Source organism: Candidatus Nitrosocosmicus franklandus (assembly GCF_900696045.1).
In the GTDB taxonomy this organism is placed as follows: Archaea; Thermoproteota; Nitrososphaeria; order Nitrososphaerales; family Nitrososphaeraceae; genus Nitrosocosmicus; species Nitrosocosmicus franklandus_A.
In genome coordinates this window covers 693,636-718,211 of the sequence record NZ_LR216287.1, presented here as the reverse complement: position 1 = coordinate 718,211, position 24,576 = coordinate 693,636, and the positions used below count along the sequence as shown (strand labels likewise).

General features: G+C 34.5%; 24 protein-coding genes. 14 read left to right on the top strand and 10 right to left on the bottom strand.

Annotation, left to right across the window (positions count from 1 at the left end):
* Window positions 1–294 precede the first annotated feature (294 nt).
* The 4 genes from NFRAN_RS03335 to NFRAN_RS03320 all read right to left on the bottom strand — a co-directional run bounded on the left by NFRAN_RS03335 (window position 295) and on the right by NFRAN_RS03320 (window position 5,025).
* Entirely contained in the window at window positions 295–2,559 is a 2,265-nt protein-coding gene (locus NFRAN_RS03335; RefSeq protein ID WP_145987998.1) for a PQQ-dependent sugar dehydrogenase, read from the bottom strand.
* Window positions 2,560–2,790: 231 nt separating this feature from the next.
* A complete protein-coding gene (locus NFRAN_RS03330) occupies window positions 2,791–3,735 on the bottom strand; it encodes a UDP-3-O-(3-hydroxymyristoyl)glucosamine N-acyltransferase (RefSeq protein WP_134483074.1) in 945 nt (314 codons plus the stop codon).
* A gap of 246 nt (window positions 3,736–3,981) precedes the next feature.
* Window positions 3,982–4,398, bottom strand: a complete 417-nt coding sequence (locus NFRAN_RS03325) for a hypothetical protein (RefSeq protein ID WP_134483073.1) — start codon at window positions 4,396–4,398, stop codon at window positions 3,982–3,984.
* A 6-nt stretch (window positions 4,399–4,404) separates the two neighbouring features.
* Window positions 4,405–5,025 (bottom strand): virginiamycin B lyase family protein, encoded by a 621-nt coding sequence (locus NFRAN_RS03320; RefSeq protein ID WP_134483072.1) that lies wholly within the window; start codon window positions 5,023–5,025, stop codon window positions 4,405–4,407.
* 820 nt (window positions 5,026–5,845) lie between these two features.
* Between NFRAN_RS03320 and wecB the strand changes: the two genes are divergently transcribed.
* Window positions 5,846–6,880 carry a non-hydrolyzing UDP-N-acetylglucosamine 2-epimerase gene (gene wecB / locus NFRAN_RS03315; RefSeq protein WP_134483071.1) on the top strand — a complete coding sequence of 345 codons (1,035 nt, stop codon included), beginning with the start codon at window positions 5,846–5,848 and terminating at the stop codon, window positions 6,878–6,880.
* 379 nt (window positions 6,881–7,259) lie between these two features.
* On the opposite strand, the gene NFRAN_RS03310 is transcribed toward wecB, so the two are convergent.
* Window positions 7,260–8,468, bottom strand: a complete 1,209-nt coding sequence (locus tag NFRAN_RS03310; RefSeq protein ID WP_134483070.1) for a glycoside hydrolase family 26 protein — start codon at window positions 8,466–8,468, stop codon at window positions 7,260–7,262.
* Window positions 8,469–9,074: 606 nt separating this feature from the next.
* On the opposite strand from NFRAN_RS03310, the gene NFRAN_RS03305 reads away from it, so the two are divergent.
* The 4 genes from NFRAN_RS03305 (at window position 9,075) to NFRAN_RS03290 (ending at window position 12,071) form a co-directional block, all read left to right on the top strand.
* The gene (locus tag NFRAN_RS03305; RefSeq protein WP_134483069.1) at window positions 9,075–9,512 is read left to right on the top strand and encodes a hypothetical protein; all 438 of its coding nucleotides are present in this window, start codon (window positions 9,075–9,077) and stop codon (window positions 9,510–9,512) included.
* The gene (locus NFRAN_RS03300) at window positions 9,509–10,843 is read left to right on the top strand and encodes a glycosyltransferase (RefSeq protein WP_134483068.1); all 1,335 of its coding nucleotides are present in this window, start codon (window positions 9,509–9,511) and stop codon (window positions 10,841–10,843) included. Before NFRAN_RS03305 ends, NFRAN_RS03300 begins: the two co-directional genes overlap by 4 nt.
* Window positions 10,844–11,501: 658 nt before the next feature.
* Complete coding sequence (locus NFRAN_RS03295) at window positions 11,502–11,777, top strand: DUF3303 family protein (protein ID WP_172602080.1); 276 nt, start codon at window positions 11,502–11,504, stop codon at window positions 11,775–11,777.
* Window positions 11,778–11,831: 54 nt separating this feature from the next.
* Window positions 11,832–12,071 carry an Lrp/AsnC family transcriptional regulator gene (locus tag NFRAN_RS03290; protein WP_134483066.1) on the top strand — a complete coding sequence of 80 codons (240 nt, stop codon included), beginning with the start codon at window positions 11,832–11,834 and terminating at the stop codon, window positions 12,069–12,071.
* 195 nt (window positions 12,072–12,266) lie between these two features.
* Here the strand turns inward: NFRAN_RS03290 and NFRAN_RS03285 are convergent, their stop codons facing one another.
* Complete coding sequence (locus NFRAN_RS03285) at window positions 12,267–12,965, bottom strand: hypothetical protein (RefSeq protein WP_134483065.1); 699 nt, start codon at window positions 12,963–12,965, stop codon at window positions 12,267–12,269.
* Between the two features lie 104 nt (window positions 12,966–13,069).
* Between NFRAN_RS03285 and NFRAN_RS03280 the strand changes: the two genes are divergently transcribed.
* From NFRAN_RS03280 to NFRAN_RS03255, 6 genes are all read left to right on the top strand, one after another.
* Complete coding sequence (locus NFRAN_RS03280) at window positions 13,070–13,327, top strand: hypothetical protein (RefSeq protein ID WP_134483064.1); 258 nt, start codon at window positions 13,070–13,072, stop codon at window positions 13,325–13,327.
* 49 nt (window positions 13,328–13,376) lie between these two features.
* Window positions 13,377–15,755, top strand: a complete 2,379-nt coding sequence (locus tag NFRAN_RS03275; RefSeq protein WP_232038050.1) for a S8 family serine peptidase — start codon at window positions 13,377–13,379, stop codon at window positions 15,753–15,755.
* A gap of 163 nt (window positions 15,756–15,918) precedes the next feature.
* On the top strand, window positions 15,919–16,179 hold the full coding sequence (locus NFRAN_RS03270; protein WP_134483062.1) for a DUF2024 family protein: 261 nt from the start codon (window positions 15,919–15,921) through the stop codon (window positions 16,177–16,179).
* Between the two features lie 223 nt (window positions 16,180–16,402).
* Window positions 16,403–17,509, top strand: coding sequence for a glycosyltransferase (locus NFRAN_RS03265; protein WP_134483061.1), 1,107 nt, complete (start codon window positions 16,403–16,405; stop codon window positions 17,507–17,509).
* A 28-nt stretch (window positions 17,510–17,537) separates the two neighbouring features.
* Window positions 17,538–18,953: an aspartate kinase gene (locus NFRAN_RS03260; protein ID WP_134483060.1), complete on the top strand. Its 1,416-nt coding sequence runs from the start codon at window positions 17,538–17,540 to the stop codon at window positions 18,951–18,953.
* A gap of 22 nt (window positions 18,954–18,975) precedes the next feature.
* Window positions 18,976–19,890 carry a branched-chain amino acid transaminase gene (locus NFRAN_RS03255; RefSeq protein WP_134483059.1) on the top strand — a complete coding sequence of 305 codons (915 nt, stop codon included), beginning with the start codon at window positions 18,976–18,978 and terminating at the stop codon, window positions 19,888–19,890.
* 339 nt (window positions 19,891–20,229) lie between these two features.
* Here the strand turns inward: NFRAN_RS03255 and NFRAN_RS03250 are convergent, their stop codons facing one another.
* The 3 genes from NFRAN_RS03250 to NFRAN_RS03240 form a co-directional block, all read right to left on the bottom strand.
* Complete coding sequence (locus tag NFRAN_RS03250) at window positions 20,230–21,219, bottom strand: alpha/beta hydrolase (RefSeq protein WP_172602079.1); 990 nt, start codon at window positions 21,217–21,219, stop codon at window positions 20,230–20,232.
* Window positions 21,220–21,224: 5 nt separating this feature from the next.
* A complete protein-coding gene (locus NFRAN_RS03245; protein WP_134483057.1) occupies window positions 21,225–21,773 on the bottom strand; it encodes a hypothetical protein in 549 nt (182 codons plus the stop codon).
* A gap of 68 nt (window positions 21,774–21,841) precedes the next feature.
* Entirely contained in the window at window positions 21,842–22,618 is a 777-nt protein-coding gene (locus tag NFRAN_RS03240; RefSeq protein ID WP_134483056.1) for a hypothetical protein, read from the bottom strand.
* Window positions 22,619–22,918: 300 nt separating this feature from the next.
* Between NFRAN_RS03240 and NFRAN_RS03235 the strand changes: the two genes are divergently transcribed.
* Both NFRAN_RS03235 and NFRAN_RS03230 read left to right on the top strand, forming a co-directional pair.
* Window positions 22,919–23,134 carry a hypothetical protein gene (locus NFRAN_RS03235; protein ID WP_134483055.1) on the top strand — a complete coding sequence of 72 codons (216 nt, stop codon included), beginning with the start codon at window positions 22,919–22,921 and terminating at the stop codon, window positions 23,132–23,134.
* A 133-nt stretch (window positions 23,135–23,267) separates the two neighbouring features.
* Window positions 23,268–23,555: a hypothetical protein gene (locus NFRAN_RS03230; RefSeq protein ID WP_134483054.1), complete on the top strand. Its 288-nt coding sequence runs from the start codon at window positions 23,268–23,270 to the stop codon at window positions 23,553–23,555.
* A gap of 34 nt (window positions 23,556–23,589) precedes the next feature.
* Here NFRAN_RS03230 and mntR read toward each other — a convergent pair whose 3' ends face one another.
* Window positions 23,590–24,090, bottom strand: a complete 501-nt coding sequence (gene mntR / locus NFRAN_RS03225; RefSeq protein WP_232037925.1) for a transcriptional regulator MntR — start codon at window positions 24,088–24,090, stop codon at window positions 23,590–23,592.
* Window positions 24,091–24,201: 111 nt separating this feature from the next.
* Between mntR and NFRAN_RS03220 the strand changes: the two genes are divergently transcribed.
* Window positions 24,202–24,549 (top strand): hypothetical protein, encoded by a 348-nt coding sequence (locus tag NFRAN_RS03220; RefSeq protein WP_134483053.1) that lies wholly within the window; start codon window positions 24,202–24,204, stop codon window positions 24,547–24,549.
* The last annotated feature ends 27 nt before the right edge of the window (window positions 24,550–24,576 follow it).

Sequence of the window (24,576 nt, the reverse complement as noted above, 5' to 3'; positions counted from 1 at the left end):
AAACAATTAGTAAATTATAAAAAGTTATATTTACAAAAGAAAATTTCATATTAATAATCGCTATATCTCAGAGAAATCTCGAAGATGTAATTTACGAATCTTTTTGTATGCGTAGATTTATTATAAATTTCATAAAATCATATTGTTTATCGCAGAACTTTATTTGGTACCTGCACTTGAGAGTTTGTAAATACTACTGGCTATTTTTTGTACTTTCCCTTTCACACTATTGGTTTAACACTCTCGAATTACTGGAATGGAAGGTTAGGAAAGAAATAAAATGATGCTTTCTACTTATGTTACCCCGATATCTTCACTATTAATAGTCAATCTGGTATTTGAAACATTGAACTCCAGAGGTATGGTTATTTCGATATACTTGGCGTCAATATCGGCTACATAGAATGGGATCCCTTGACTATTCTCTCTTTCTGACAATGACCCATAGACTACATTTTCTATTTTATTAATAATCGCCTTAGGCATCTTTATTTTGACATACTGGGTATTATTTGATTCAGAATCGCTAGGTGTAGAGCTCATCTGTAATTCTACCGAGGCATTTATGGATGCATATACCTTGTCAATATCTATGTTAATGGGTCTCGTTATAGTTATTGGAAACAATTCTTGTACGATGTCATCTTCTTTTGAAATCGAGTTCAACATGTACAAGTGATGTGCCCCAAAAAAGATATTTCCATCACTAGTCTGTGCTATGCCATTAATAGCTTCGAACGGATAGTGATCCAATAAGATCCGTCGTTCGGAATCTATGGTTTCAGATGTCTCGTTTATGTGAATACCGTATATGTCTCCCGTATAAGTTCCAAAAATAAAATTATCTTTCAAGGATGGAAATTTATCGTGGTCATAGTAAATGGCTTGAGTGGGGCCTTGTGGATACAAATATGCCCTTAAAGGTTTAATATCCCAATTGGACTCTGAGAGTTCTGGCGGTGTATTTGGTAGTTGATATGTAGGATATCCATAATTACCCCCCTTCTTTAGTATGTTAATTTCATCATAGAGTTCATCACCATTCTCAGTAACTATACCTATTCCGTCTTTATGATCAAAAGCAATACCATACATATTCCTATGCCCTATGGTGAAAATAGGGGAGTCTGGAAAGGGATTGTCCGCCGGTATAGAGCCATCCTTATTTATTCGAAGTACTTTGCCCAAGAGGGAAGAAATATCCTGGGTTTTTTCTTCCTCTGTTGCATCTCCAACTGTGATGTATAGCTTGCCGTCTGGACCAAAGGCCATTGCACCACCAGAATGATAACCTATGCCGGCCGGCAATCCATCTATTATTACTGTACTATTAACTGCAATGTTATCTTTCTCGGTAAATCTGATTACCTTGTTGACGGGATTGCTTCCTTCTCCCGAAGTAGATGTATAATACAAATAGACATAATGATTTTCTTTGAAATCAGGATCTACAACGATACCTAATAATCCTTGTTCCCATCCAATATATGAATCATTAATTACTGCAAAAGGTCTCTCTAATAGTATACCCCCCTGAATTATTCTTATCTTTCCCGTATTCTTTTCAGAAATCAAGATCCTATCATCAGGAGTAGTTGCCAAACTTGAAAGTAAAGTAAACATTTTCGCATTGTTCTTGTGGATAGAGAGATCATCCAAAGTATTATCAAATGACCAATGTCCTACAAGACCTGTAGGCGAATTTGAATTACTAACCTGCGTTTCACCATTTTCCATTTCTAAGTATATTTGCTTAACTTCGTCCTCAGAAAGTGCACGATTGAATAATTGAACATCATCTACGTTTCCAGACAATTCATTGCATGAATTACAATGCGATGCTGATCCAATGTGTATAGGAAGGGGGTGCGCAGCACTGTAATTTCCGCTATAACTCAAAGTTTGTAGCAACTCTCCATCTCTGTAAATCCCGATTTGCGAGCCGTCAAAGGTAGCCGCAATTTGAGTAAACGACGCATTTGAAACAGGTATGCTATCTGAAGTCGTCAAACCGCCAGACGTATCAGTTACAACAAAGTGAACAGACTGATCATCATAATTATAATCAAAATACCATCCATTATCGCCATCTATGTTTGTATGAGAAATAACATGGGCGTTAGGACTTTCTTGAACGTTTTGGTCTACATGCGGCTTATCCCTATCAGTCTCCTTCATCCAAAAGGAAACAGTGATTTCAGAGGAGTTAAATAATTCGCTTTGAGGGATTTCTACATATTCTCTGTATAAATCAATAAAATGTATCGCTTTTCCATCTTTTCCATCTACATAGATGGGTTCTCTTGTTATATCGCTTATCTTATTACTAGTGTAGGTAGTAGTGTTACTTTCAAATTCGCTTCTAAATGGATCGCAATGAAGAACTCCGGGATTAGGTGTAGGTTCGCATCCAAATACAGTTGTTTTAGTGTTTGATGATTCATTAACTTGGCTAATGGCGTTACTAGCATAAGAATCTGAAAATAATGGCGATAACATAAAAGAGAATGATATGATCAGTGTCAAGTAGATATATTGAGTATTATTTGATTTGGGCAAGATTGAAGATTATCCATTAACCTATAAATACTATTTGTTAATTAAATGTTCATTCGTAATACTAAATATCATTTAACCCTTCTATTTTTACTTTAACATAACCCAAAAATGCTCAAACAAAATTATCATTGGGTACAGGATCGATTGTAATATCTTTTGAACTATTCGCTAGAATGCTACTAGATATAGTCGAAAATGTAAGATCAGAAATATGTAGAAAAATACAATATCTTAATCTTTTTGACCCGCCATTAGAAAAGTCAAATTGGTGCTTGTTTTATTCTTTATGGACTTTGCAGGAACTCCAGCAACGATATCTTTGTCCTCAACATCCTTTATCACCATAGCACCAGCACCAACTATTACATTATTACCTACTCTTATATTGTCTTTAAGCGTTGAATTTAGGCCGGTCCAAGTTGAATTACCTACCACTGTACTGCCTCCAATTACTGTGCCAGCTGTGAGTTCGCAGTTCTTACCTATTTTCACATTGTGTGCTATATGCACTAAAGCATCTAATTTGGTTCCATCATCGATAATTGTATTTGACAAGGATCCCCTTGCAATAGAGCAATTCGCACAAATTTCTACATTATCGCCTATTATGACTTTACCAATGTGAGGAAATTGTAACAATTCATTATTCTCGTATCTTTCATAGGCAAATCCATCTTCTCCGATAACAGTTCCGGATTGTATAATACAGTTGTTTCCAATAACACAATTCCTTAAACTTACTCTATTGCCTATAATACAATTATCACCGACAATGCAGTCTTTGTCAACTACAGAATAAGCTCCAATGGTACAATCTTTACCTACCTTTGCTGATTCATGCAATATTGCGCATTGAGAAATTTGCCGTACATCTTTCGTATCATTGTATTTATGAAATAACTGAACAAAGGCAAGACGAGGGTTTTCCAAAAAATAAAGACATTGCCCATCCTTGGGATTGATTTTGTCTCTTATTGAATTCTTGCATAAAATAATCCCTGCGTTTGATCTGGATATATAATTTATAGCTTTATCTCCGTCATAATAACAAAAACTAATGTCCGTTGGATTTGCATCTGTAATCGAAGAAAATTTGGCTTCGTATACTTTGGAACTACCTTTTGATTCAAACTCATATCCTAAATCATTTAACTCTTTACTGACGTCAATAGTCATACCTGATACATAGAATTTTTGTCTATAAAAACAATGATTCTATCACTATGTGGGAATAGTAATATTATAAAACAAAAGATATTCTAAAGGTTTTTTGGAATCAGATTAAGCGAGATATATGAATTCTAGAAAGCCAATTAAAAATTTTGCTGTGCGTGTTGCTTAGAGTTCCTTAAAAAGAAGAGTTAAGGACTTGTAATTTAAAGTTCCCATTTGCTAGCAAGTCACGATACCTACCTAATGAGTTTATCTTATTTCCTGAAATGAATTCTGTCCAGTTAATACTCCTATATTCGGCAAAGTTATACTCTGATTTCTTAGGGCTGCTTTATTACTGTCATCGCCCTCTACAGTACCTATTTTAACTGATGTAGTAGCATTGGTAACACTATATGTGGGGTTATTTGTAATCGGATTGGGCGCAAATGAATTATTCATAACTGGGTAATCCTTTACAACTGATTCGTTTTCGCTGAATTGATTTGCTCCTAATGTGGAATTAGTTGTATAGGTAGCTTCTATTGCCTGAAAAGTTTTAGACAAAGATACAGTCTGTGCGAGACTAGTATCAACAAATGGTTTTGGTAAGGTCAGAGTAACAAAGACAAAAAATACTAAAAATACCAGTCTCATCGAATATATTTTATTTCTGGCGTTAGTCATTTTGTCTTAATCCATTCTGACAATTTTAGTACCATTCTCGTTGATATAATGTACATTTCCGGCCGAGTCAACTTCAAGAGCTACAGGTTTTTCCTGTAATTTCCATTCAGTAAATTCGCTAGAAAATGGGGCAAGTCTTCCAATCGTATTTGAATTACTTTCTATGAAATATACATTACCGGTAGTACGATCAAACTTGATTGAAGTCGGATGACTGTTTGGAGTAGGTACATCCCACTGGGTAACAAGGTTGGTCGTTGGGGCAAGTCTTCCGATCGTATTTGAATTGCTGTCAGCAAAATAAATTTCATCGCTCCCAGTGAAACCAAGTGCAATAGAGTCTAAACTGGAGGTATTTGACTGTATGGTCCATTCTGTAATTGTATTAGTTTCTGGAACAAGTCTTCCAATCGTATTTGAATTACTTTCTATGAAATATACATTACCGGACGGATGATACATTACTGAAGTAGGATAACCATTGGGAGTAGGTATGGTCCATTCTGTAATTGTATTAGTTTCTGGAACAAGTCTTCCAATCGTATTTGAATTACTTTCTATGAAATATATTTCGTTACCACTAAATGAACTGGTAATAGCAGTGCGGTCATTTTGATTGTTAGGCATGGGGAGATTCCAACTCTTGGTTACCACTATATTTTGGTCTGATGGTATTGCTAGACTTTCAATTGGTTTTATAAAAAATAAACAAACAAATACTAAGAGACCGCTAATAATCAATATTTTCAATTTACAGAATTTAGCAAATTATTTGTATTTAAGCATTTTTTGTCCTTAAAAGTAATCAAAAAAGATGAACTATTTCAAGAAATTGAGATCTCCTTTAGATATAGATGAATAGTTTTGTTCTTTGCAAAACTAAAGTATTTCTTAATACACGATCGTGATCCTTTTTCTGTTTACTTGATATCAGTTTGAGATCATTACTTATGGAATTCAAGAAGCGTAGGACATCAAGAATTGAATTCAGTAGTCTTACATCTTTGTCTTACTATTTTGCCGATATTGTTTATATACAATTTTCAATCATATGATACTACATAACAAATTTTGCCTGACCATTTAGATACTATCAAATCAGTTAATTGTAGCCTGATAACTAGATGTTTGTTGTCAGGTGAGAACTCGTCACCTTATTAATTTGGTGTATATGCCAAACTTGAGAGACGTGTGAAATCTCGTTTATGAGTTGATTTGGTTATACAACTAGTTTAGGAATTTTCTTTCTAAAAGCCTTGATGGCTTTATTATTGGGACTCGAGCAATGACTAGATACGTTGTATGTTATGACGTCGAATCCTAAACATTAGACGGCGGAAGGATTTATGTATTGGTATTCTATTTTCTTGAATGGTTGTTGCATTAAAGCCAATTTTTGTATTCTAATAAAGAAAAATTCTTATAGACCTTATTAGTTACCAATGAAATGAAGTTAGTTACTATTGCAGGGACTAGACCTGAAATAATCAAACTAGCATATTTGGTCCCATTGTTAAATACCCATTTTGACCATAAATTTGTTTACACGGGTCAACATTTTTCCCCAAATATGAGTGACATATTTATAGATGAATTAAACGTAAAACCTGATTATGATCTTCAGTCCAATACCTCAGATATTCCAATCATAAGAGATAAGTTATTCTCTCTGTTGCGCGATTTAAATCCAGATTATGTAGTAGTCTATGGAGACACTAACTCTAGCATGGCTGCAGCCTTGGCAGCCAGGGATATCAATAGTAAAATTATTCACGTTGAGGCAGGAGTCAGGGATTTTGACTTACATGTACCTGAAGAACCACTTAGGATTCAAATAGATGAGATGTCTGATTATTTATTTTCTCCTTCTAACTTCTGTACAACTGTATTATCATATGAAAATACGAGGGGGAAAATATTTACTACTGGGAATTTAGTAGTGGATGTTTGCAAGGATCTTTCAAAAATTGCTAACTCAAGAAAAATCTCGGATTCTATGCCAAAGGAATATCTGTTACTGACTCTACATAGACCAGAAAACGTGGACAACCAACAAAATCTAAAATTATTAATGAATCATATTTCGTCTACTGATTATCCTGTTATGTTTCCAGTTCATCCAAGAACTAGAAAGAACTTGGAGAATTTTAATATTCAGGTTCCTTCAAATGTGACAATTATGAATCCTCTTGGATACATGGATTTCCTTGCTTTGATGTCAAACTCAAAACTGATCCTAACAGACTCTGGAGGTATTCAAGAGGAATCTATTACCATTAAGAAGCCTTGCATTACGTTGAGACACACATCAGCAAGATGGGAAACCATTTTACTTAAAGCAAATATTTTGTTCCCGCCCGACAGAGAAGATAACTTACACGAAGTAATAAAAGCAATGATCAACGCAAAAATAAACAAGAATCCTTACGGTGAAAATGTTGCCCAAAAAATAGTTGAAATTCTGAAAACAGAGCTCACTTGATTAACATAAGTGTTGCAAAAAGTACAGCTGGCCACTCCTACATCTAGGACAAATCTAATTTTAGTTAAATTTTGTAATCCAAAATTTTAGATTAACCTAGTGTTACAGGATCTTAATTTAAATCCGCACTTTTGAATGTTAAGTTGATATTTTATAAATTAGCAAATTAGGAGGGGATACAAATTATCCAATATTGGTAATCTAACCTCATAAACTATTTTTATATCTGTATACCAAAAAATCAATAAAAAGCATTTTTTCGACTTTTGATGAAGCCATCATGGACTTCTACTTATTCTATCTTTACCATGATATTAATAACATCTCGAGTGTTATCCAACTAGAATTGTGATGTAAAGTATAGGGAAATGTTTAATCATTAATTGTACTCGGAACGCGCAGATGATATAAAGAATGGTGACGATATTAATTCTCTGTATGTACTTAATGAGTCTGAGGTTGAATCAATAGTTAAATCTATGATATCGCCATCATTTTCCCATTTTTCATTCCAATAGCTTATTGCCTTGACTCTGGGATAAGTTCCATTCTCGATCAAATGTAGGGCCTCTTGTATCCATTCGCTTTTGTTTCCCATTTCTGGGTCTTCAATTATTCCTAGCTCCAATATTGCAAATGGTTTACTATCGGATATAGATTCTAATTCTTTGTATGCCCTATCCATGATCTCTCTGAACGAATTCCATTCCTTTTCTGGTTCAATTGATCCATACACGCTTGTACCTATCCAATCTATATAATCATCTCCAGGATAATAGTTTTCTACATTATTCCATGACTCTTCATCTTGGTTTATAGTACTATCTTCAAGAAAGGGAAAAACGTGGAATACCCATGTTATATTATTTACTTCTTCATTTCTGAATAAATCTATAATGTGTCTATATGCATCACGGAATCTTTCTGGACCGTCAGCAATATTTGGATCGCCATATTCATCTGTCTCTCCACCGCCATTGAGCAGACCACTCCATGGAAACCAGTCACCATTAACCTCTGTGCCGAATTCAACCATCAGCGGTATATTGGTACTTTTAGCAGCATGTGCCCAATCAATAAGGCTTTCATCAAAATCTCCATCAATTATTCCTTGAAGGGTAAAGACCGGATCCTCTTCTTGCTGATCAAATGTAGTCCTGGGCATCATTCTAATAAATGGGACTACGTCCAAACTATCTATAGTTTCCACAGACTCTTGTGGAAATTCAATGTCCTCTATCCAATTATTAGAAAAATAAGCCCAAGCTAATTTCTTTCCGCTTATCTCTTGATAATCTATTATTCTATCTGCTGTTACTTCATCTTCAGAACCCCCAAAACCAGGGTTGGCCCCATGGTATACTCCAATTTCAGGAGGCGCGATTTTTATCATGTATTCAGAAGAATTCTCATTAGCTTCGCTAATAGTGGTGGTAGTAGTACCGTATGCTACCATATTAGCTCGTGGAATTGATTGATGAAAATAAAATACTGAGGTAAAAATTGATGACAAGACAACTAAAATTAATAATATTGTTGCAAAGGGTCTAAAGGCCATCAGTTGTAATGCTGGTGGAGATTCGAACAATTATATATATTATTGCTTAACCTTATTTACTCATTTACATTTAAGAATGCAACATAGATATATCTCAGCACGTAAGAAATGTATTTTCATTAAGGATTTTCCTTTTGATATCTCCTTTCGGGTCATTTCTTATTGTGTTTGCATATCTAATTATGAAGGATAAATTAGTAATTGCAGACAAAAGTCTCTGCTTTTGGTTTGGAGTAAAACAAGAAATCAAGGCATGACGGACAGGGTAAGATCCAATAAAAATAATCTAATGTGAGTTGTGTCTCTTTTGATATTGACGACATACAAACAAACCGACGTGATGATTTGATCTGAATCTTTTTAACCTTCTTTCTTCAATCGAGCGATTTATTACTTTATTGTTATGTCAATAACTCCCATTTCCTCATCCTGATTTAGACTTTGAATTTTATCGAAATGTTGTAATATTGTAATAACATCAAACAAAAACACGAACTGTTAAATAGGTTCCAAAAAAGGTACCTAAATATATGACATTCCCTTTCTCATAGTAAAGTGAATCGTATCCTGTATCTTTTGTTTTTAATTTCTACTCTTTATGTTTTAATCATTCTAATTAATTTCTATAATGAGCGTTTGGCAAATGCTCAGTGGGTGATGCAACCCTTGCCTCTTCCTGGTCCTGTGCAACCAGCTTGCTGTACTGGTACTGTAGAGAATGACACTACTCCTCCAAAAATTACTATTTTAAACGATATACTATATGAAGGTAATAACGTTTTAAAGTTGAAAATAGAGGATGAATCCCCGTTAAAACTTCGAGGAATAAATTTTACTCAAGGAGATAGGAATATTGAAACCTATTTAGCAAAAGAACAGAACCAAGAATATATTGCGCTAATTAAAGCGATTCCTCCGGTTACAGAAATACAGGTTAGAGCTGTAGATGTGAATGATAATGCTGCCAGATTGGTTCAACAAATAAAGGTGGTCAATTGGTTTGACACGGTGCTTTCCTCCATTGCAAACAATCCCATATTGAAAATAATCAATCCTTTTGGGGAAATCCGTTGAAAGACAAGAAATGGAAAATAATGTACGCTGTATTATTGGCAATATGGCTTACTGTAATTTTTAGTACAATTTATTATTGGTATACAGGAAACGAGATTCTTATTGATACCGATGTAAATCTCTATTATGTAACTTTGCCACCTTTAGTGATTATTGTCTTGTATATTGCAGTAACGTGTTTCATTCTCGTGACATATCTTATAATGGATAAAAAGGTGAGATCGATTCAAGAAAAAGCTTGTGAAGATTTTAAAGATGCCATTATCAAAAAGAATGTATTGTGCTCTATAATTATAGCAGCACATAATGAAGACACCGTTATAAAAAGGACAGTAACAGAGCTTCTAAAACAAACATATCAGAATATAGAAATTGTTGTCGTATGCCATAACTGCAGTGACAATACTTTTGCTGAAGCTTCCGTCGAAGATCCACGAGTAAGGGCTTTAGATTATAGAACAAAGGATTCGGGTAAAGGAATCGCACTCAATTTTGGAGTTTCAAAATCGAAAGGCGATTACATTTTAGTCCTTGACGCAGATGGTATTTTAAGTCATGACTTTGTAGAAAAAGGGCTTCCACTATTAGAAAAATATGCTGCTGTACAAGGAAGATATGTACCTAGCAACAGGAATTATAGTTTTGTGACTAGACTATTGTCAATAGAAGGTGACCTGTGGTCAACTCCATATATGACTACTAGAACTGCGTTGGATAAACGAGGTGGCCTTGGTGGAACGGGTTACATTTTGAAAAAGGAGATCTTGCAAGAAGTTGGTGGATTTAAGAACCATTTAGTAGATGATTATGAACTTACTTCAAGATTATTGAAAAAAGGCTATAGAATAGTTTTTGCACCTTATTGTATTAACTATGACGAAAAGCCTCCCACCGTAGAAATTTTATTAAAACAAAGAGCCAGGTGGGCTAAGGGTTTTATTGATCTCTTGAAACATCAAGCCTGCGAACCTACTGATATCCTAGGTATCATTTTTTGGTTGAGTCCTTTAGTTATATTAGCAGCATTAGGGTTGTTCTTGACCATTGGATTTGGGATGATATTTAATCTAATATTTGGATACTTTCCTTTTAATTACGCAGCAATAACAATTAATCAATGGCTTTTGCTTACTGCTTTCATTTGGATCTTACAAATAACTGTATTAATAAAAGAATATGGGTGGAAAGGGCTAAAGTATGCACTATTTGTACCGATTTACAATTCTTTTGTGTTATACGTTTTTGTGGTTTTTGTGAGGGCATTCACCATAAAGTCTTGGGGGGCAACGAAAACAACACATGGCTTTACCACCAAGTCAGGTAACATTTGATAAACATAAACCACATCTTAGTTCTAACGATGCCTAGTCATTATAACCTAATTTGCTAGATATTGGTTATTGATATCATTACTAGGAATAAAATGATAGTGTCTGAATACTTGTATCACAACTGTTTTACAGTTGTTTCCTTCTACCCAAATAAATTAGCATGGCTAGCAAAATAAGTGTTAGATCTATAGATCATGCTGTACACTAGATCATTTGATTCCCTCATCTACCGAGGCCAGAAGATTGTATTACCTTAAACAATTTGAAGCGGTTCAATCTGATTGTAATAATAGAACATCACGCTCAAATAATTTATATAATCAGATCTGTTTTAACTTATTACGAAAAAAACAATCTATGGAAAATGTCCTAATTGTAGAGCAAAAGGACAATTGGATGTAGTTTCTAGTGTTCCAGGGAAGGAAAAATTCAAATGTAATTCATGCTACGCCAAATTCGGAATTTCTGACTTGTAGTAGCATTCAATCTGTTCCTTCTCAAAATAAGAAGATTTGATCTATTTTCAATTTGGCGAGTAATAGGCTCTCCGTAATAGAACAAGAACGGAAAGAATTGGTTATCTAGTATTAAACTCGTGATATCCTTGAATACAAAATCGCATAGTAAAACTTAAAATGTAATCGTTCTAACTAAGAACATGAGTGCTACCTTCTTAGTTTTCTATAGATTCAAGACTATGACACCGGAAGAGGCAAAAAAAGCAAATGAGCAATGGAAAGAAATGAAGCGAAGTTTACCACAGGGTATCGAATTGATGGGTGAATATAGTCATGCGTGGGGAACTGAATACAATGGCTTTTTGCTTTTTGAATCTGAAACCAGCGATGGTTTTATGGATTGGTGGTCGAGCTTCAAAGATAGTATTAGATGGTATGTAGACCATACTCACACGATTATTGCACGACGAAAATAGTATTTTTCTTTTAAAAAGATAACAGTTTTATTTAATACCTATTATTAGTAGAATATGAAACATAATGCCTTTGTTTTGATAAATTGTACACTTGGATCAGAAGCAAAGGTAATGGACCATATACAAGATTTGGAATATGTAGAAAAAGCATATCGTGTATATGGTGTTTACGATATTATCGTAAAGGTAAATGCGAATGATAAGGAAGATCTACAGAGAAAGGTTCTTCTCATAAGACGATTAGACGATATAAAGTCTACTTTAACTTTACTCGAAATCAATACGTCTAACTGAGATGATCATCATCATCATCAACAAGATAGTTCACGTTATATGTTGAAAGTAGGTAATCTATTTTACTCATATTTAAAATCCGTTTTGGTTCTTCTTTGAAACTTCTTTGATATCTAGAGCTTGGTGATGGATTTACATACTTTCAATTAGAAGAAAGAGGGGAGAGGTCGGTGAAAACTATTATTGTGCTTTCATTTACTTCGTTAAAGATTCAATTTTTTCATAGGATTGCTGGGTTAGCATATTTTGGTCCCTCAGGAAATCGATAAAATACTTGCTTTGTTCAAATTCATCAATCAAATTCATTAAGATTGCTCTGAAAAAATCTCTTGCCTCATGATTGAGTCCACATTGTGTACAACAATAACTACCGTCATTGCTTGGAGCCCATTTTTCCTTGATTTCTTCATTATTGTAAGCTCTTGACAGCACCTTCCTCACATAATCTAATAGTGTAACAAAAATTTCCTTTTTCTCTTCTTTTAACGTGAGCTTTGACAACGTCTCAGCAAACCCCTCACTGAAAATGCTGTGACCTGGAGGTAAAGGAACCGGTTTACTGCCTTCATAAACATCATGAATACCAAACAATTCTTCTATAACCAATCTGGCCCTCTTTCGAAAAATAAAAGGATCTTGTCTCTTAGATGGTCTGCCTCTTTGACTCTTTTTCTCTTCTTCTACATGATTAATGTAATACTCTCGATAAAGCTCGGCCTTTTGTGCGTAAACTGTTTTTATTGGTAATTTAGTCACTTCACTTAATTCTTCTACCGATAATCCTGTAGGATAGGCATCTCTCAGAGCGTTTAGAATTTTACGGTTACTATCCTTGTTAATTACTTGTAAATGAAGGTCGTCTCTGCAATAATATCCTTCAAAATAATTCTTCATGATCTCAAATATTTTCTATTATTCTTATACTTTTAGAATTTAAGAACCTAGGAGTATAATAGTTCTGAGACAAAATTTATCTATTTACTCAAGGAATGAGATCTATGAAAAAAACCCCGCTTTGGCACAATAATCGAATCAAAATTCCATTGCTATTATCCATTAGCATGGTCGTATTTTCAATGGTAATTGTACCAACATTTGACGAACTTTATGCAAATACAATATCCAACTCTACTAATACAATATCCAACTCTACTAATCTCGCAGCCAATATGACTTCAGATCCAGATAATCAAAATGGAACAATTGCATCGTTCCCCGGATCTATTGACAGTGATCGTCGACACATGCCAGTTTAATAACCTTGGAAATCATGAATCCCTTCTGAGTTGAATCTGCTTGAGCAACATGAAAGTTAAAGTCCTGCTAATTCCTTTGATTTTTCTAGTAATTGTCGGCTCTTTTTTTTCTCAATCGTTACCTTATTTATATCATAACTATCATGGCATTACATTCTTAAGTGTATTCGGTACCACAGAGCGTTCCTCACTAGATGTTAGCAGTGAAGCCAGTTCCCCCTCCATATTGGTCTCGCCTACAGAAGAGCCGCCTTCTGATGACGATCCTAGCGAACAGGAATCTCCTGATGAGGATTCTAGTAATGAAGGATCAAATCAAAATGATGATAGTGAAACCAATTCAGCTCCTCCATCTAGTCCTGTTGATTTTCTAGCTCCCGTCGCCGATGCAGGACCAGACGTTACTGTTCAGGGTCAAACATTAACTTATTTAGATGGAAGCAAAAGCTATGATCCTAATACTTCTGATAGTGATGATGTTAGTATTTATTTGAACTACGAGTGGAGCCAGACTGAGGGTCCAAAAGTTATATTAAACAATCCTAATACAGCAACTCCAGACTTTATCTCTCCACAGGTGCAAGACGAGACACGACTTTCATTCCAATTAATAGTGAGTACTGATTATGCCACAAGCGATCCAGATTATGTAACAGTATTTGTTATCCCTTCCGTTACGACTCAAACACCTGATAATTCAACTGGCGACGAGCAACCACAAACTGAACCAGAACCCGAACCAGAACCCGAACCAGAACCAGAACCTGAACCTGAAACACCTGATAATTCAACTGGCGACGAGCAACCACAAACTGAACCTGAACCTGAAACACCCAATCCTATTGAGCTTCAGACTATGATTGAAACTTGCAACGACTCTTATGAGGCTATTGATCAGGGAACATTAACAATAGCTACTGATCAAATTTTTACCCAGGTGTTTAAAATAACACCTGATCCCTACGGATTTGGGGATTCATTATACTTTGTGGATAATGATTTTTTTGATTGTCTAACTGATCCATCAATAATTTCACTAGATAGTTTGGACTTTGGTTGGTATCAAATAGAAGTATTTGATGAAAATAATCCCGATAATAACAAAGTCTTCAATATTTCCATCAACCAAGCACTGCCGTCTCCACTCATTTACTTGTTTGAGAAGGTTTTTGAGCCAAATTTGGTTTATGAACCTATTCCTTCTCAATACATAGTCTGGTTAAATGAGGATGTTACCACAGATGCAGTTGCTGTTTCTGAAGACTATTCTCAGAATGGTAGAATCTTACATGTTTTTGAAAATCCTCCAGGATTTACAATTAATATGTATGGAAGTGGATTATCTAATGAAAGGGAGTTGGTAAGCAAACTTGCAAACGATCCAAGAATATTTGCAATAAACCAAGATGTGTATGGTAAAATATCTTCTCTAAAATATAAGAATCAAACTATACCAAGTAGTCTAGAGAGAATCAACGCCAATGTATTGAATTTAACGGTATATGGCACTCCTTCCGAAAATAATCTAACCACCGAAATGAATCAAAATGTGAACTTTTCAAATGTTGATATCGCGATAATCGATACTGGAATAAGTCTCACTCATCCTGATTTAAATGTCTATAGGAACATTTCCTTTGTAGAGGGTGTTCCTAATGGTGATGATGATTTAGGTCATGGCACTCACATTGCGGGCATAGCTGCGGCGATGGATAATTCGTTTGGAGTCTTGGGGGTAGCACCGGGCGCAAAATTGTGGGCAATCAAAGTTTGCGATGTAAATGGGAATTGTCCACTTTCGTCTCAGATCAAAGCTATCCAGTATGTCAATCAACATGCAGATGAAATCGATATAGTAAATCTCAGTATCGAGAATCCTCCCTCTGACAAATTGGACAAGGCCGTTACAGAATCAATATCAAAAGGCGTAATCTACGTTGTTGCGGCTGGTAATAGTAATGCCAATATTTCATCAACGTCTCCTGCTAGAGTACCAGGCGTGATTACCGTGTCTGCAATATCTGATAGCGATGGTGAATGCGGAGGTCGAGGAAATAGCACCATTGGAGGTCCGGACGACTTTGCCGCTTCATTTAGCAACTACGGGAATAACATAGATTTTGCTGCTCCTGGTGTGGATATTTTCTCAACTTATTTGGGACAGAGTTATGCGTTTAACAGTGGTACTAGCATGGCAGCACCTATAGTTGCCGGTCAGGCCGCAGTTTACAAGAGCTTTTATCCTAATGCTACCTCAGAACAAGTAATTTCTGCACTGCTTGATTCTAGCATACCCTACACCGTTACTTGTGCTGGATCAAGCCATGGTCACTTTGAAGACGTTCAGAATTATCATCGAGAGCCATTAATTTATTCCATAGACATTCAGTCACAAGAGCCTATTGCAATTACTAATACACTACCATAGCCTTTTAATACATCATTACTTTATTTATTCAAAAACAGGATTCTACCAAATGTCGAAAAAAAGATGCTTAAAACTAATCAATTTAATTAAGTAGTATCAACGACTCAATTTCGCCTTAGATAAAGATGTAATAAATTAAATATCCTTATTGCAAAATGATTGTATGGAATGTGCAGTTTATGATACATATGTAACAAAAAAGGATGGAAGAATAATGCATTTTGATGTTATCGTGGAGGCAAGCACTCCTCATGAAAAGGCGATAGAATATGGAAAAAAATATCTGGAAAGCGTAGACCAAGGGGGCCAAAAAATGACTCAAGAGGAATGTCAATTCTGTCATATACAAGAGGCACCACCAGTTGTTGCTCAAGAAATAGAGAAATCTGGGTATTATATACAAAAAATGGAAGGCTGTCCCTAATCTACCTTTTTTTAGTTTATACAATTATTTAACTTTGGTTTTAATATTTGAATGATACTATTTTTAATTTGTAGGTTATAAGAACCGACATGTTTATCAAGTATTTAGATACCAGTGTTACAATTAAAAAGATCGATATTACTATTGATACTAATGTAAGTATACAAATGTCATACTTTAATATAGTACTTTAAGCGTTTTCTCTTTATATTCTAGTGCAGAAATGGTCTTATTCTTTACAAGTCCAATTGGCCTTGGACACATAACACGTGATATTGCGATATTAGAAAAAATGGTTAATATTCATAAAAAAAATATGAACCTCGAGTTAAAATTGATAACGGGTCTAAAAGCATATGATTTCGCAACAACATATGCCCAAGTCAATAGCGATAAATTAAATATCAAGGTTTTAAATCTATTTAACTCTCCAAGGTTTTCTGTCTCGAATGGAGTATTAAAACACAACTTTCTCTGGCTTCTTAGATATTTATTGTACTTTAGAAATTCAAAAACTCTGATAAGAAAATTACTAACAACAACTTCTCTTGATTCTCCTAAGACAAGATCAGGAACGATTATCTCTGACGAGGATTTTGCATCCATATCTGTAGCACAGGATCTGAGGAGATCCCGTATTCTCATAACTGACATTTTGTCTACCCATTTCGTTAACTCCAAATTATTATCACGAATGGAAACCTTTCTGAATAATTCCATGTGTAAACTCATATCGTCATCTAATTGCGTCATTGTTCCAGAATTAGGAGACAATAAGAATAACATTGTGTATGTTGGACCAATCGTAAGAGAAACTTTATTCACTAGAGAAGAATTAAGATGCAGACTTTTGCTTAGCAGAAAAACGATTTTGATTACTACAGGTGGGACTCATGCTGGACACTATTTGATTGAAAACGTGCTCAAGGTTCTTCGTTCTTTAAAGAGCAAATTTGATTTTGAATTGATCCTTTCATATCCTTACGAATTAAACGTTTCAGGGATTGAAGCAATTAATTTTAGAAGCATAGGCTTTGTGCAAAATATTCATGAATATATATTTGCAGTAGATTTGGTAATTTCTTTGGCAGGCAAATCCACTATCGACGAGTGCAATGTGTATGGAACGCCTGGTATTTTTATTCCTATCAAGAATCACTTTGAACAGGTAGAGAGAGCAAAGAGCTTGGGATTTTCCTTTGAGGACATTCATAGACTCCAGATAATACTAGAAGAATATCTCTCAAATATTGGTGTTAGAAAAAAATCTCAGGTTAAAAATGGAGTCTCTGAAGCTGCTCAAATAATATCTGAATATCTTAATGAATAATAAGCGGTTAGCACAATAGACCTTAGTATTGGAGCAACTAGTAATAGCAAAGTTCGGTGGTTCTGCGTTAGGAGTGGATGGTGTAAAAATTCCAGTAATTATTGAGAGAATTAAGGAATTGAAAAAAAAGTCCAAGATAATTTGTGTTTTTTCTGCTCCACTTACAAACTATGAAGGAAAAAACTTGTCAATGACCGATGTGGCAATTCGAATCTCTCGAAATTATGCGACTTCAAACCCTGTAGATGTTGATATCTTAAAGAACGTATATCTTGAAATTTCAAAAAAATATCTTTCTATAGAAAATCAAAAAAAATTTGAAAGCGAATTAGATCAATTCTACAAGACAGTTATTATCTCGCTAAAACAAGTTGCAGAAAATAGACGGTTTGTAGATGTAAGCCGTTCACGTATTCTTGCCTATAGTGGTGAGATTGTAATATCGAGCCTGATGAACTATATCTTGAGAACTAATAATATTAATTCCTCAAGTGTAAACATTGACGAGTGGCCTATTATAACAGATGATAACTTTGAAGCTGCAAATTTTATGTTAGACGAATCCAAAAAAAAACTAGGACACTTGGTGGACCTAATCAATAATAATGATGTTGTGTGTATTGGAGGATTTATCGGAAAAACTGTAGACGGGCTTGAAACTACTTACGAAAGGGGTGGATCAGATAGGTCAGCTGCAGACTTGGGAATATTGTTATCCTCGAATTTCAAAGTAAATCTTGATTTTGAGAAAGACAACTCTGTTTTGAGTGCTGATCCAAAAATAGTCTCCAAAAACCTTCACAATGTAAAGATTCTCTCATATAATGAGGCCAAACTCGCTGGGATGTTTGGAATGAAAATCTTGGATCCGATTGCCATAAAAGACATTGACGATCATGGACTTGATTTACTTATTTTAGTTACTAATATATCTAATCCAGAAAATTATACTCAAATTGTAAAAAAAGTATCAGAAGATGAGAATGAGATAGAACCTAAAATAAAGATTGTTACTGGCAAAAAGAATTGTGCCATTGTTAGAATGGAATCAATTGCTGCTTCGCATATTGCAGCTTTGTTTGAGAAACAGCGACAATACCATGATTTTGTTAAATTGTCTCCATACAAAAAAGATAATGTGGAGATAACAAGGTTTCTATTTTTGGATGGCGATTATGTAAGAAGACACGAAAAGATATTTCGCGCCTTTTATCCTAAAGTAGAAATGGTATATGGCAGAGGGGTAGTAACACTAATTGGCGATTCTATGTGGAAGATTCCAAAAATAGTTTCCGAAACTAGCAGCATTGTAAGTCAACAAGATATAAACATACTAAATATTGACGCACAGGAAGAGACTTCACGTATTTTGATTCTAGTAGAAGACCATAATGTAGAGGAAGTAATCCGATCAATACACTCAAAAGGCACGATAATCAACTAATAAAAGATTTTAGGGGTTCTCGATGCTGGAAAGTGATAAAATTTGGCTGGACGGTCAGTCAATAGACTATAATGATGCAAAAGTTCATGTTTTAACTCATGGATTGCATTATGGTACTGGAATTTTTGAAGGTATTCGTTCCTATGCAACCGAAAGTGGGCATGCTATATTTAGATTGGATGATCATATCAAACGATTATACAATAGCGGAAAGGCATACTTTATGCAATTTGATTTCACACCTGATGAAATAAAAAAAGCGACTATCAATGTTGTAAAAGCCAATAGACTAGGTGACTGCTATGTTAGAATAATCGCCTTTTATGGATATGGCAAGTTGGGAGTCAATCCATTACCTAATAAAGTTTCAATAGCAATTACAGCTTGGAAATGGACAGAACACATTAGAAAGGAAGACCTTGAGCAAGGAATTCATATGATGGTGTCATCATGGGAAAAGGTAGGATCCAAAAGCCTTCCAACCCATGCTAAAGGAGTAGCAAACTATGCAAATTCTGCACTTGCAAGAATGGAGGCATTAAAATCTGGCTTCGATGAAGCTATCCTGCTAAACTCTAATGGTCACGTGGTAGAAGCTAGTGCCGAAAATATATTTTTGGCAAAGAATGGTGTTTTGTATACCCCTCCAATTTCAAGCGGTGCTCTTGAAGGTATAACTAGAGATACTGTTATTGCTATTGCTCAAAAAAACAATATAAAAGTAATATTCGATAATATTTCAAGGGACGAACTTTATTACTTTGATGAGATATTTCTGACAGGAACAGCCTCTGAGATAGTTCCTGTCGGATATATCGATCATAGAAAAATTGGTCATGGTCATATGGGATATATGACGTCACTAATTAGAGAACAATTTGCCAAAATAGTAACTGGACGAGAAAAATCTTATCAAGATTGGTTAACATACCTCTGATTTTAAGACTTTTTTAAATTCTCAAAAGAACTTATTGTCCAATCGCAAACAGGATGGTTGTATTCAGAAATATGTTTTTTATAAATACACAAAAGAAATTCAACAACTAATTATTTTGTTAGATATTTTTTATTAATTGAAGTAATTTTAATCAAGTACCCATAAGGTATTTTCATACACATTGGATTTACTGGCCAACCAATAATGTACTTGTCTTAAGTAACCACTACTATATTTGTCAGATATAGTATTTTAGATGAATCAAAGATTTAAAGATACTTCTTTGGTACCTCAAACCTGATTGGTTTTATGCAATATTGCTTAATTTTGAATTATTTATTAACCCAGTGCCTCATAAATTTTTCTAAGCGAAATGTCATATCTATGATTTGTATTAAAATGTCCCCCTTTATACTGCTCGTATTCGTGTACAACACCCAAGCTCCTACACTTTTCGCTGACTACTCTTGTTCCGATTTGCAAATTAAATTCATCAGAAATACCACAATCAAAATATATTGAATCCATTTTTTTCAAGCTTTCTGTATATTTAGGGACTAAATTAACAGGATCATATTGTTTCCACCTGGACCATACATTGTCTCTAAAGTTCCCTGAGACACTATCAAATGGTAACTCTATTTTCAATCCTTTGTTTTCAGTATCGGGAGAGTAATGCGCTGCCATGGACAGTATGTTAAGCGTTATAAAATCATCCTTGGTTCGACTAAATTCATTGCTCCAAAACACATCTAACCAATGTTGTGGATCTTGATAATTTTTCAGCGTCTTAATAGCAACGGGAAAGTCAGGTAAGTAACAATATTCAAAACATGAATCAAACGAATGTGCTGCGATTGCCTTAAATAACTGGGGATAACGCATACCTAATGAAAGCGCACCATAACCTCCAGAAGACTTGCCCAAGACCGCTCGTTTTGAAACATTATAGTTGGAATCAATAAAAGGAATAATCTCATCTATCATGTAGTTCTCATAATTTCCAATGGCTTGCGAATTAATGTATTGACTTCCACCTAATCTATTAAAGCAATTTACAATAGTTAATATCATATCCCCGCATTTACCACTTTTGACTAGTCTGTCAAGCCTTTCGTATATTGAGATTGAAAACGGGTCGTGTTTAACCGCAGAATAGCCATCGTTACCAAAAGCAGGGAGGAAGAAAATGGTCGGATACCCTGCTGAATTGCTAGCCTTATAGTTTTCACTTGTATAAATTATGATATCTCTTCTTATGGGATCTCCTAGTGGATTTCCTTGTAACGCTTTGCTCTCAAAGGATCGGTACTCTAACTTTCCATTCAATTTTCTTATCCATAACCTGGATATCGCTCTTTGATCTTTTTCTTAATACTCTGTGACAATTTTTCTGAAACCATGTCTTCATATCTGCTCTTACCATTTAGGTTTCTGTTAGTATACAAGAATGGTCCATAGAGATACTCTGTACCTTGCGTTGGTACCGTAGGTTCGGTGGAATTCAAAAGGGAAGCTAGCTCTTGATTTAGATAATCGCTGTTCTTTCTTGCAATGGAATTGTGCTCTTCATACAGTCTCTTAAGAATGTTCACAAAAACCGGAGGATCTATTTTTCTGTATCCAAAAGGAATCAAAGTTTCATTGAATTCTCTTTCTACTATCCTCTTATCTAGGTCTAGCCTTGTACCTGTAATAATTGGTGATGGTTTATAAATAGAATCTATCTTTAGTTTCCAAGAATCTTCCGGACTGAATATGGTCGCATCATAAAATCCGTCCTTTATTGGGTTTGTGGAGATTATAAAATTCCAGTTTTTGGGATTTGCTGAATACTTTTTAAATATTTGTTTGGCAAGAGACTTTTCCTCCAGAATTTCCATGTTTCTAAATTATCTTTCATTTAATAATAGGATTACGTTTTACACAGTTTTCACTCTGACTATATAGATCAAACGTTGATTACATCATCCAGTGTCGAAAAAGGTGGAGACTTGCCGGTAATGGTATACAATGTTGAGTTCCCTTTCCTACCTTGTTCAGTTATAAATTCCAGTTTCTTAAATATGGCCAAAGCAATTTTTCCTCTTTGACGATTATTTCCACAAGCTTTCCTTTCTTTATCTTGCAAATCCTGCAAGATGAAATTCCTGTTTCTTTTGGGATCTGTACCTGTTGATAGATCTACGCATGCACGCCAAAGAATCGAAATTACTGAATGATTGTGTCTAAGTGATCCCAAATATAATATCTTTGAGTGCTTTTGGGTTAGAATTTGTGCTGCAAACTCTAGGTCATCTGTTTTTCTCCTATAAATATTGTAAATACTTTTCTTCTTCCTTGGGTTTTCTTCTAAATTGAACCAAAACGAATATCCTTCTGGTTCTGAATAAAAGCGGTGTATGTCATCAGAACCCCCTTCTCCCCTTTGATCCGATCTCCATCCTGTCTTTTGAATTTCTCTGCTTAATTTCCAGTTTCGATTGTCATTTAGTATCTTTTTTGCCTCTATTAACTTGTCATAGTTTACAATGTATTTTTTTCGTCTGTTCGTCTCTAGCTTAAGAAGTATTCCATTATCGACAAGACTATTTAGTGCGATTTCAAAGTTTTCATCATAATTGTTCCCACACAATTTTTTCAACTGATCATCAAAAAGAACATTGTGAACACCTTCTCCAATCAAATTATATATTATCCAGCGTTTCCAATTAGGGATAGGTGTCATGTGAAAATTTTCTCCTGTTAAAATCATTCTCTTGTTCAAACATTTAATTTTTCCTATCAAGAGGACTATTGAAGGTTTTTTGAACTGGTAAATCTGTAATCTATAATAAAGAATGAAATAAAATGGTTATACGTGATCAAGGCTGGGCATGTTGATTTTCTATATTTTAGATCGTGGTGAATAATAGACTCTACAAGGTTATGCTTTGAACGATATGGAAATTTCACTTGGCTTTGCAACCCAAATTAATTGCCGAGGGATCTTGTTAGTCTATTTCCTTTAGCTTTTTTAACTGTATGAGTGTCTCAAAATAATGGAAATTACGTTCTTACAACAACTACCCAAGGTTCGCTTATTATATCACTTTATGTTGCTAAGCTAAATGAGATGAACAAGACGACGGCGATAATAATAATGATGATGAGGCCAACAAGATATAATCTTGAAAGTCAGTTTTTTGGTCATGTTCCGATATATCGAAAAATCTGGGAATTCAAAATGAACTGCGGTCGCTAGAAGATTTTTTGATTCATACTTCTTTGCTAATTTTTGTGTTTATTTTTCTAGTAAATCGATTAGGTTTAAATTAATAGCACTATTAGTGGAAATCCAATTATAACTAAATTGGCAATTTAGGTTATAATACAAAATGAGTCATTACCTGATCTTTGCTCTAAGCGGTATAATATTGATGTTAATAAATATACCAGGACATGACTCCAATTATATTTTTCCATACGTCCAATCACAATCCATATTTGAAAATCTTCCTTCAAATCAATATTACGTAAATCAAACAAACGCATACAAATGTGACTTTTTGAATTTATGCAACCTACAAAATCTAGCGAATCTCAATGGACTATCAGATTCGTATAGTAAGGGTATAGTTGATATTTCATATCTAAAGATAGATGTAAATCTACCCTTTCCATAATTTTTAGGTTTTAGATTAAGCAGAGTATACGCGCTTACAAGTCCTTGATGACATTTTGATTGATTGTCTTTAAAATAATTATTAACCTCTCTAACTTTTTTATTGTTTGAGGATGAAGATGGTGTTCTATGCCTTCAGCATCTTGGTGAGCTATTTTATCCTCGACTCCTATCATCTTCAGAAATTCTGCGAATAAACTGTGCTTTTGCTGTATGTTTTTCGCAATATTAATTCCGTCCGCAGTTAGCTGCAATCCTCTATACTTTTCATAAATCAAATAACGATTTTCACTTAACTTTTTAACCATTTTGGTTACACTAGGAGAACTTACGTTAAGGTAGTCAGATATATCCGCTGTAGTTGCGTAGCCCTTTTGCTGGATTAATTCATAGATTACCTCCAAATAGTCTTCCATTCTGTCAGTTCTAATTTCGTCTCCTTTCTTTTCGTTATGAGCATTACGAATAAAGTCTAGACGATTTTCAAAATAGTTTTTTTTCCTTTTGCACTTGTAATCTTCTACATCTAAGGGCAAACAATGTCAATTTATGACCGTTAATAAATAATCCTTTGTTTATAATTACTTACTAATACTATAACAATTTGCCTTAGTTTCGAAAACCAATTTGTCATTAATGTTAAATAGTTGTATTCTAGTATTATTTTTGGTATTAAAAAGAAAAAAATCAATAAAAAAAGGAAACTACATGCGTTAAATGAATTTACCGAGTCAGATGTAGAATATTTTATCGATAAAATCAAAGATGTGAAACCATTTCCCAAACTGAGAGATCTTAAACGCCTATTGAGTCCTGCTCTATCTCTTGACAAGATTAATGCCATTTTGAGATACTTGGAGAGATCAAAAGGAATCATCATAGATCTGGATGGCAATATCATATGGATTAAGGAGAAAAATTTGAAACACGAGTCCGAATTATCTGATACTGCAAATTTTTCAGAGGAATTTGTCGAAAGGTTTGGGAGATTTTAAAAACACAACAGTTATTTGTAAATATTT

Coding starts and splice junctions, on each gene's coding strand:
- NFRAN_RS03330 (WP_134483074.1), bottom strand. CDS start 3,735: ATGACTATTGACGTCAGTAAAGAGTTAAATGATTTAGGATATGAGTTT.
- NFRAN_RS03325 (WP_134483073.1), bottom strand. CDS start 4,398: ATGACTAACGCCAGAAATAAAATATATTCGATGAGACTGGTATTTTTA.
- NFRAN_RS03320 (WP_134483072.1), bottom strand. CDS start 5,025: ATGCCTAACAATCAAAATGACCGCACTGCTATTACCAGTTCATTTAGT.
- wecB (WP_134483071.1), top strand. CDS start 5,846: ATGAAGTTAGTTACTATTGCAGGGACTAGACCTGAAATAATCAAACTA.
- NFRAN_RS03295 (WP_172602080.1), top strand. CDS start 11,502: ATGAGTGCTACCTTCTTAGTTTTCTATAGATTCAAGACTATGACACCG.
- NFRAN_RS03290 (WP_134483066.1), top strand. CDS start 11,832: ATGAAACATAATGCCTTTGTTTTGATAAATTGTACACTTGGATCAGAA.
- NFRAN_RS03285 (WP_134483065.1), bottom strand. CDS start 12,965: ATGAAGAATTATTTTGAAGGATATTATTGCAGAGACGACCTTCATTTA.
- NFRAN_RS03280 (WP_134483064.1), top strand. CDS start 13,070: ATGAAAAAAACCCCGCTTTGGCACAATAATCGAATCAAAATTCCATTG.
- NFRAN_RS03275 (WP_232038050.1), top strand. CDS start 13,377: ATGAAAGTTAAAGTCCTGCTAATTCCTTTGATTTTTCTAGTAATTGTC.
- NFRAN_RS03270 (WP_134483062.1), top strand. CDS start 15,919: ATGGAATGTGCAGTTTATGATACATATGTAACAAAAAAGGATGGAAGA.
- NFRAN_RS03265 (WP_134483061.1), top strand. CDS start 16,403: ATGGTCTTATTCTTTACAAGTCCAATTGGCCTTGGACACATAACACGT.
- NFRAN_RS03255 (WP_134483059.1), top strand. CDS start 18,976: ATGCTGGAAAGTGATAAAATTTGGCTGGACGGTCAGTCAATAGACTAT.
- NFRAN_RS03245 (WP_134483057.1), bottom strand. CDS start 21,773: ATGGAAATTCTGGAGGAAAAGTCTCTTGCCAAACAAATATTTAAAAAG.
- NFRAN_RS03240 (WP_134483056.1), bottom strand. CDS start 22,618: ATGACACCTATCCCTAATTGGAAACGCTGGATAATATATAATTTGATT.
- NFRAN_RS03230 (WP_134483054.1), top strand. CDS start 23,268: ATGAGTCATTACCTGATCTTTGCTCTAAGCGGTATAATATTGATGTTA.